Annotated in this window: 6 protein-coding genes and 2 pseudogenes; all 8 read left to right on the top strand. The window is 32.5% G+C overall.

Going from position 1 to position 10,172, the window contains the following annotated elements; all coding sequences use genetic code 11:
- Positions 1-127 precede the first annotated feature (127 nt).
- A pseudogene (locus RWZ86_RS07510) lies at positions 128-835 on the top strand (glycosyltransferase family 2 protein).
- Positions 836-1,099: 264 nt separating this feature from the next.
- A pseudogene (locus RWZ86_RS07505) lies at positions 1,100-2,095 on the top strand (sugar transferase); the annotation flags it as partial.
- Between the two features lie 132 nt (positions 2,096-2,227).
- Positions 2,228-3,337 carry an SP_1767 family glycosyltransferase gene (locus tag RWZ86_RS07500; protein ID WP_314681040.1) on the top strand — a complete coding sequence of 370 codons (1,110 nt, stop codon included), beginning with the start codon at positions 2,228-2,230 and terminating at the stop codon, positions 3,335-3,337.
- Between the two features lie 27 nt (positions 3,338-3,364).
- Positions 3,365-5,425 (top strand): SP_1767 family glycosyltransferase, encoded by a 2,061-nt coding sequence (locus tag RWZ86_RS07495; RefSeq protein WP_314681037.1) that lies wholly within the window; start codon positions 3,365-3,367, stop codon positions 5,423-5,425.
- A 14-nt stretch (positions 5,426-5,439) separates the two neighbouring features.
- Positions 5,440-6,348, top strand: a complete 909-nt coding sequence (locus RWZ86_RS07490; RefSeq protein WP_265529039.1) for a glycosyltransferase family 2 protein — start codon at positions 5,440-5,442, stop codon at positions 6,346-6,348.
- A gap of 3 nt (positions 6,349-6,351) precedes the next feature.
- Positions 6,352-7,233 (top strand): glycosyltransferase family 2 protein, encoded by an 882-nt coding sequence (locus tag RWZ86_RS07485; protein ID WP_265529037.1) that lies wholly within the window; start codon positions 6,352-6,354, stop codon positions 7,231-7,233.
- Positions 7,234-7,519: 286 nt separating this feature from the next.
- Positions 7,520-8,548, top strand: a complete 1,029-nt coding sequence (locus RWZ86_RS07480; protein ID WP_314681030.1) for a glycosyltransferase family 2 protein — start codon at positions 7,520-7,522, stop codon at positions 8,546-8,548.
- A gap of 624 nt (positions 8,549-9,172) precedes the next feature.
- On the top strand, positions 9,173-10,172 hold a 1,000-nt coding region (gene secY2 / locus RWZ86_RS07475), incomplete at its 3' end, for an accessory Sec system protein translocase subunit SecY2 (RefSeq protein WP_314681028.1).

The raw sequence follows: 10,172 nt of genomic DNA, 5'->3' as shown, positions 1-10,172 counted from the left end.
TTATTTCGATTTATGAAGAATCCCTTGGATGAAAAATCATCCAGGGGATTTTTTGCGTTTTAAAAGTTAAGGGAAATGGAAAAATAGCATAAAAAATGTTATAATAGTAAGAAAGGAGAACGGCTACATGACTGAAAAAATTACGGTGATAGTACCAGTTTATAATGTTGAAAATTATTTACGCCAATGTTTAGATAGTATTATGAGTCAGACTTATCAAAATTTTTAGTGCTTACTAATAAATGAGGGTTCGCCAGATCATTCTGCTGATATTTGTAGAGAGTATGTTGAGAAGGATTCTCGTTTTCGTTATTTTGAAAAGGAAAATGGTGGAGTTTCTTCAGCACGTAATCTAGGTATAGAACGTTCAAAAGGGCAATATATCACCTTTATTGATTCAGATGATTGGGTAGATTCGGATTATTTAAAAGTTTTATATACGACTCTTTTAGAAGAAGGAGCAGATATAACTGTTTCGACATATAAACAATTTAATATAAAAGATAATTGTTTCTACCTTCATGTTTTTCAAAGAGGATATGATAAAAAGACATTTACAGGTCAAGAATTGATTGATAATTTGCAGTTGTTGTCTTCTTTTGACCATTCTTACGTTTATCCTAGTAGTAAACTGGTTAGAAGAATACACCTGAAGACAATTCGTTTCAACGAAAAAACCACCTTAGGCGAAGATATGGAATTTTGGTATAAACTATATCTAATTTCTGATAAAATTGTATATGTAAACAAAGATACTTACATTTATCGAACTAGTAGTGATGAATACAAACACTTTGAATTAGAAAAATTAGGAGTGATATTCAACAACGATTGAATTTTATTGCATTTCTAACCGCTAGAAAGTTAGAAGTTAGTTCGTATGTAGATGACTGTGTACTGTATTTACACGATTTAGTAGATAAGATGAAATTAGAGGGATTGGAATTTACTCAAACTGCAAGATGGTTGCAAGAGGTACTATTTCTACTAGAAGGATAATATCTTAGTCTGTAGGTAAAGAAAAAGTCTTTGTAGATGATGAGAGGATTGTTTAAAATCAAGAACTAGGAAAAAAGGATATGATAGAAAGTGGAGAGAAATGAAGCTACATATTACCAATCTATATGGAATGGCAAGAGAAAGTACAGCAACGATTGCGCAAAATGCTATTCAAAAAATTGCTACTCAACTTGGGTTTAAAGAGTTAGGGATTTATTTTTATCATGCTACTTCTGAAACAGTTGAAGAAAGAAGTAGAAGACTGGATGGGATTCTAGCCAGTGTTTCAATGGGAGATGTAGTCATTTTTCAAACACCTACTTGGAATGGTCTGGAGTTTGAAAGAGAATTTTTAAGCAAGTTGAAACTTCTCAATGTGAAAATCATAGTATTTGTCCATGATGTGATTCCTCTAATGTTTAAAGCAAATGAATTTCTGATGCAGGATTATATCAATCTGTACAACATGGCAGATAGTATCATCTTACCATCAGAAGCTATGAAAGAGAAACTGCTTCAAAATGGCCTGAATGTTAAAAAAATTATTTTTCAAAGAATGTGGGATCATCCTCATGATTTGGACCTACATGAACCTATATTTAAAAAAGAAATCTATTTTGCAGGAAATTTAAGTCGTTTCCCGGAATTAAAAACTTGGGAGGGGACAGTTCCGCTAACTGTATTTTCAAATGAAGAACAATTTTCTTCATCGTATCAAGTTCATATTACAGGTTGGAAGACTGATGAGGAAATGCTCTTAGAATTATCAAAAGGTGGATTTGGACTGGTTTGGACTACACATCAAAATGAGGAACAAAATATAGATTATTACAGTATGAATGTTTCTTATAAATTGAGTACTTATTTAGCGGCAGGTATCCCTGTCATTATTCCTGCTACCTTGTCTAATTCTGATTTTATAGTAGAGCAAGGATTGGGATTTGTAGTTGATAACTTAGAGGAAGCGAACCTTTTGGTGGAACAATTATCAGAGGAAACCTATCTTCAAATGTGTAGTAGAGTGCGTTATTTTTCCTTTTTACTAAGTCAAGGTTTTTATGCAAAACAATTTTTATTGCAAGCAGTTTTTGAATTAGGGATTAGTAACAATCAACAATCACGAGGTATTCGATTATTGACAGTTACAAATAGTCAGAATTTGGAACAAATTGAATACCTAGTAGAACAGCTTCCTGAGTGTGATTTTAACATTGCTGCTAGAACTCTTATGGGACCACAATTGACCAACTTGGCTGAGAAAGAAAATGTCTATCTATATCCGGTCTCAGATTCAGAAAAGATTGAAGAACTATTAGACAAGACGGATCTATATTTGGATATTAACTATGGTGGGGAAGTAGATGGCGTATTTAATGGTTTAGTAGAAAAAAATATTCCTAGTTTTGCCTTTTATAAAACACAAAATGGGGAAAAAGGCCAGTATCTCTTTTCTATCAAAAACGTTGATACTATGGTAGTTGCAATTAGGAACTATGCTGAAACAAAACAATTGCCCAATAAACCATTTGATTTTGAAGTGCAGACCATAGATGAAACGCTGGATTATATTCTGGAGCATCAATCTTCAATAGCTCGTTTTGGTGATGGCGAGGCTGCAATCATGCTAGGACAATCTATTAATTATCAGAAATATGACTCTGATCTTGCAGAAGAATTGAAATTTATTTTTAGTCAAGAGAGCAGTCCTACATTAGTTATTGGTTTACAAGAAGGTTTAAAAAACCGTTTCTCTTTTGTTCCAGATGCTCTAGCTTTTTGGAGACAATATTTAGAGGATTATGAGGAATTTTATCTAGATTATTGTAAAAATGCTTGGTATGGCTCAACTTTTATTTCTCGTCCTTATATTGATTTTCTAGACAAATCAAAATCAAAATCTCAGTTTGAAAAATTGAAAAAGCTATGGGAAGGAAAAGATATTCTTATCGTAGAAGGCTATGCTTCTAGATCTGGGGTAGGAAATGATTTATTTGATGGAGCTAAGAGCATTAAGCGAATTATTTGCCCGTCTCGACATGCCTATGATAAGAAAAATGAGATAATGGAAGCAATAATGAACCATGCTGATGGACGTTTAGTTTTGTTAATGCTAGGTCCTACAGCTAAGGTTTTAGCCTATCAACTTGCAAATAAGGGTATGCAGGCAATTGATATCGGACATGTCGATTCTGAGTATGAGTGGATGCAGATGGGGGCTGAAAATAAGGTTTTATTACATAAAAAGCATACTGCAGAGTTTAATCTAGATACAGAAATAGAATTAGCAGATGATGAAGCATATTTGAGTCAGGTTGTTGTAGACTTGAGTGCGGAATAGTATTAATCATGGGATTTCGGAGGAGAAATGACATCAGATAGACTTGCAATCGTTTTGATTGCTGATCAAGCTTATACAGAACAATTAACTGTGACCATGAAATCTATCATGTATCACAATAAATCAGTTGATTTCTATATCATCAATCAAGGTATTATGCCAGATTGGTTTAGAAAAATGAGACGTATAGTGAGAAATTTGGGAGGGGAACTTTACAATATTCCCTTTGATATGGGATTGATTTCAGATGAGTGGAGAACGCAAAATCATATTAGTCCGATTGCCTATGCTAAGTATTTTATTCCTCGCCTTATTGATAGGGAGAGAGTACTTTATCTAGATACAGATGTTATTGTTAATGGCAGCTTAACCTCTTTTTTCTTAACAGATTTAAAAGGCTTTCCAGTAGCTGCTGTACGTGATGTGGATGGTAGTTTTAATACTGGTGTTATGCTCATTGATAATCTACAATGGAAGGAATTGTCAGTTTCAGATAAATGCTTAGAATTATCTGAAGGCGAGAAAAACGAACATTGGGAATTGGAACATTTTAATGGAGATCAGACAATATTGAACTCTGTTTTTCAGGATAATTGGTTGGAGTTGGATAAGCGATTCAATGTTCAGGTTGGTCATGATATCGTAGCATTTTATAGTAACTGGCAAGAGCATTTTTGTATGAAGGATAGTCCCCTTATTATTCATTATACAACCTATAGAAAACCATGGAATAGTCTGACTTCCTACAGATATAGAGAAAAATGGTGGGATTTCTATAATTTAGAGTTTTCTCAGATTTTAGCTCATCACCTAGATGAATTTTCTTTAATAAAAGGTGAAAGACAGGGACTGGAGTTTATGACGCTTACCAATTCGGAAGAAATAGAAGGAATTGAATATTTAGCAAATATCTTTCCAGAGCATAAATTTCATATAGCTGCATATACTGAAATTGGTGAGAAATTAAGAAGATTATCTATAATAGACAATATTTATTTACACCCACAATCTACTACAGAAAAATTAAAATATATTTGTGGAAAATCAGACGCATATTTAAATATAAATTATGGTGATACAGACGAATCTATCTTACATTGTATGGTAGATATGAATAAACCGATTTTTAGTTTTTATGCTACTCATAAAAGTAATGTGCCTCAATATCTTTTTCTAAGACAGGAGTTAGAAAAAATGGAGGAGGCGATCCGTTTATTCTCTGAAATTGGAGCTGATAGATTTCGTCAAGCATTTAAACAAGAAGAATTATTTGATATTTCAGTCATGTCCATAGATGAAACCTTGGATCAACTATTGAAAACGGAACAATCACTTATTCGTTTTGGAGATGGAGAGATTCATATTATGAATGGTTATGATATTCCATTTCAAAGATACGATGAAGTCTTGGCACAAGAGATGAGAAATATTTTAATGCTCGATGATAGAGAAAATATTATGATTTGTATGCCAGAAGTTTTTGAAGTCTTCCAAGGTAATTTTACACAAGACGCTAATTCCGAAAGTTTTTGGAAAAGAGAGCTGGACCGATTTTCAGATTTTTTCAAGGAATATTGCAATTCAAAGAGATATGGGTCAGCCTTTATTTCAAGGCCTTATATTTATAATAAGGATAAGAGTTGCGCTCAAAGTCAATTTGAAAAAATAAAACAGTTGTTCGAAGGGGAAGAATTATTAATCGTTGAAGGAGCAACTTCACGTTCAGGTGTTGGGAATGACTTATTTGACGGTGCAAAATCAATTAAGCGTATTATATGTCCTTCCCATAATGCTTTTGATAAAATTCAGGAAATTAAAGAAGAAATCTTAGAACATTCAGAGGGACGACTTATTTTGTTAATGTTGGGACCAACTGCAAAGGTTTTAGCTTATCAATTATCTCAATTAGGGCATCGTGCTTTGGATTTTGGACATATTGATTCAGAGTATGAATGGATGAAAATGGGAGCAGAGACAAAGGTACAACTAAAACACAAGCATACAGCAGAATTTAATTTTGACCAAGGAATTGAATTTATAGAGGATGAAGACTATAATAGTCAAATTGTTGCAGATTTGTCTAAGTAGAGAGGTGTAAATACATGGATTTTCCATTAATATCGATTATTATTCCAGTATATAATGTAGAGGAATACATTGAACATTGTATTAATAATATCTTGATACAGACTTATACGAATATAGAGGTTATCATTGTCAACGATGGTAGCCTTGATGATAGTATAACTATTGCAAAGAAATTGACAGAAGATGACTCTCGTTTTATCTATATTGATAAGGAAAACGGTGGACAGTCGGATGCACGTAATGTAGGTTTGGATTGTGCTAGTGGAGATTATATCTTTTTTTGTGATCCAGACGATTTTATGTTCGAAAAAAGTATCGAAAACTTGTACTATGCTAGTGCTTTGACGAATGCTGATATGGTAGTAGGATCATTTTGCCATTTTAAAGAAGGAATGTTTTATTTGTATAATCCAGATAAAGATGGGGAAATGTTATCTTGTATATCAGCAAAAGAGGCTATTGAAGGTATGGATAGTATGGAAGATTACCCATTCCTTCGCTATTCGGCTGTATGGGGTAAGTTATTTAAAAAGAATTTGTTTGAGACCATTCGTTTTCCTAAAGGAAAATATGCAGAAGATCAATTTATCATGTGGAAATTATATCTTGCAAGTAAAGTGATTGTTCGTTATCAGTCAGATGTCTATGCTTATAGGGTGAATTACAAGGGATTGACGCAAAATTATAGTCTATCTCACTTGGATTTTATTGAAGCGATTGAAGAACGTATTCATACCTTAATTGAGATGCCAGAATTAGATTATCCTATGGAATTGGCATTTAATCAGTATAAATTTGCTCTAAGGAGAAATTTATCCATGTTAGAGGGAACTGAATTTGTCCAGGAGGAAGGAACAGTGCGTGAAAAGTTGGAGCATGCTGAGAATGGGAATTACCTGTTTTTGAAAGATAAAAGAGAGTGAAATATGGAAAATCAATTAATTAGTGTTATTGTACCAATATATAATGTTGAAAACTATCTTCGACAATGTTTAGATAGCATTCTAGAGCAGACATTTCATAATTTAGAGATTATTCTTGTGAATGACGGTTCTACTGATGGTTCGGGCCAGATTTGTCAAGAGTATTTAAAGAAAGATTCTCGTATTACATACTTCGAAAAGGAGAATGGAGGATTATCTGATGCTCGTAATTACGGCATAGAAAGGGCTCAGGGAGAATATTTAACTTTTATTGATTCGGATGATTGGGTGACTAATACTTATATTGAAGAACTATATATTAAACTTCAGCATTATAATGCGGATATTTCTATAAGTAACTATTTTTATTTTCAGGAAAGCAATGCAACATTTTATAAACATGTTTTTGAACATTGGGAAAAGGAATATGATAGTAAGTATCTATTAGAACATTATTTTGATATTCAATGCGGAGATTTTTTCTTATCCACAGCTTGGGGGAAATTGTATAAAAAATATTTATTTGAGTACTTACGTTTCGCAAAAGGGATGACATCAGAGGATGCAGCTTTGACTTACAAAGTTTATGATCTTGCAGACAAGATTGTATACTTTCATAAAGATAGTTACTGTTATAGACAACGTGAAGGCAGCATTTCAAATTGTCCAACAATTAATAGTATTGAGGATTCGATTAGATTGAGTTTAGAAAGAATTACGTTGCTATCGTTAAAAGGATATGATACTTCTAGCTATTTAAAACATTTTCAAGAATTATTGGAATTGAATGAGTATAATATGCGATTTGTTTGGAATATGGAAGATACAGAAACATATAGACGAATTAAAGAAAACTTGACAATGATTTCTTCGAAGAAAAAATAGAAAACGAAAGGATATAGGATGAGTGCAATTCCAATAAGTATTATAGTATCAGTGTATAATGTAGAACCATATCTTCGCCAATGTTTGGGCAGTATTTTGGTATAGAACTTGATGTCATAAATAGGTTAGATATATTTAAAATGCGGATGATTTTCTCTTTGAAGACTATCTTGAAAAACTTTATATAGCTACTACGTTAAGTGATGCAGATATTATAATAGGAGGCTATAGTCGTTTTGATGGTTCTGATTTTTATTTCTATAAAGACCACTTTAAAAGAGATTCCTTGATATCATTTACAAGTGCTCAGGCTATTCAATTTTTAGATTCTATGCTTGATATTCAGTTTTTTAATTTTTCAACAGCTTGTGATAAATTATGTAAGCGAACACTATTTAAGGAGTTAACCTTTCCTTTGGGGCGATATGCAGAAAATCAGTTTATCATGTGGAAATTATATTTGAATGCGGAAAGCATATATACCTTTAACGGAGATTCATATGTTTACCGTTCTAATAATGAAGGTTTGTTAAGTGGATTTTCTGTAGATCATCTTGACTATATTGATGCTTTAGAAGAACGAATAAAATCAACCAAAGATTTAGAAGGGATTGATATCAGTCTTTCTTTCAATATGTATCGCAATGTATTGAAGAGAATATTGGAGCATTTGGCTGAACAAGGACAATATCCATTTTTGACAAATGAAGTAAGAGAGATTGAAGTAGAAAATGGTGGAGAACTAGTTAGTATTATAGTTCCTGTTTATAATGTCGAAAAGTATCTTCGAATGTGTTTGGATAGTATTGAACATCAAATCTATTCAAGTATAGAAGTTTTACTGATAAATGATGGCTCACCAGATTCATCTGGAGAGATTTGTCAAGAATATGTTGCTAGAGATAGTAGATTCCGATATTTTGAAAAGGGAAATGGAGGACTATCTGATGCACGAAATTATGGTATTGAAAGATCAAATAGTATGTATCTAACCTTTGTTGATTCGGATGATTGGTTGAGTTTACCTTATGTGGAAGATTTATATCAAGCAGCTATTCGAAATGATGCAGATACTGTTGTTTCACACTACACAATCTATAATGAGAGTGATAGAAATTATTATGTTCATATTTGGGACGATTACTATGAGAAAACGTGTACTGGAGAAGAACTGGTATTGGAACTTCCATTGTTGGAATTAAATGGATATGTATATATAACTAGTTGGGGAATTTTGTTTAAGAAGGAATTGTTTAATAATATTAGATTTCCTAAAGGTAAAGTGATAGAAGACTCTAGAACAAATTATTTTTAGATCAAACAAAATTGCATATGTTCATAAAGAAATCTACTACCATCGATAAGGAATAGAAAGCATCGGAAGTGGTGTTAATGAGAAACTTTTAAAAGATGTTTTAGAATGCTTGTTAGAAAGATTAGCAATTTATACTATAAAGGGATGGAATTATTCAGATGAAAAGAATAATGTCATGGTGTGTTTGAGATTAAGGTATACACAAGCTAAAGAAAATGGTTTACAAAATACAGAGATTTTTAGGAGATATACAGAAATATTGGAATTCATAGATAATAATTAAACGAATTAAGGATGTCCAATGAGCTGATAGCGTATAAAAAATAATCTATTTGATTCACTAAAGTATCCCTTCTCCGTCATCTCGCTAAGGGAGTTAGAAGCAGATTTTTTCTGCTTTTTTTGTTATAATAGTAACGTAAAAATTAACAAAAAAATCATAGAATACCTGATGGTATAGTAGATTGAATCTGGAATAGTCCACGAGTTTTCTAAAACATTGTTAGAAATTGGTCTGAATTCCGCAATCAATTTGTTTAGTTTTTATTTCATTTAACTATATATTGATTATAAATTACTCAGTAGAAATAGACTAGAAACGAGTTTTAGAGAGTAGGATTAAACATGAAAAATATTTTTTCATCTATCACAGTTAAAAAAGGGCTAGCAACATTATTTTTTATATTCATATTTATAGCAGGAAGTAGATTGACCCTCCCTTTTGTAGATATGAATAATAGGGAATTTTTAGGAGGAGCTGCAGCCTACTTAGCTTTTTCCACAGCAATGACAGGTGGAAATTTGAGAAGTTTATCCTTGTTTTCAGTAGGATTATCTCCTTGGATGTCTTCGATGATTTTATGGCAGATGCTTTCTTTTTCAAAAAAATTAAATCTGACATCTGGAGCTATTGAAATACAAAATAGAAGGCAGATGTACTTAACCTTGTTTATTGCTTTGATTCAGGCATTAGCTATTTCGTTAAATCTCCCAATTCAGTCCAATGTGCCTAAAATGTTAGTTATCGTCCTCAATACCTGCCTGTTGATATCGGGTGCTTTTTTCTTGGTGTGGTTATCAGACATCAATGCAACTGTAGGTATCGGGGGTTCTATGATTATTTTATTGATTGGAATGGTTTTAAACATTCCTCAAGATTTGATTGAAACATTTAGAACTGTTCCCCTACCTCTTTTTGTTTTAATCGGTTTGATTATTATGGGGATTGTCTTTACTTATCTGGTAGCTCTGCTTTATCGTGCTCGTTATCGTATACCAGTTCATAAGATTGGCTTACGTAGTCGTTTCAAACGATATTCTTTTCTGGAAATAATGTTAAATCCAGCTGGTGGCATGCCGTTTATGTATGTCATGAGTTTTTTAAGTTTGCCTACCTATATCTTTTTGCTATTACAGACTCTTTTCCCTCATACTTCAGTATTTTCTGAACTATCAGCTCAGTATGGAGTTGGAAAACCATTATGGATTTATTCATATATTGCTATGATTTTCTTATTTAGTATTGCTTTTGCTTTTGTCAATTTGAGTGGTGACCAAATATCAGACCGCATGAAGAAATCTGGGGAGTATATATATGGAGTTTATCCAGGTGAGGAAACAAGTC

It is taken from the genome of uncultured Granulicatella sp. (genome assembly GCF_963545075.1).
GTDB lineage: Bacteria > Bacillota > Bacilli > Lactobacillales > Aerococcaceae > Granulicatella.
This window is presented reverse-complemented; position numbering and strand designations above follow the sequence as displayed.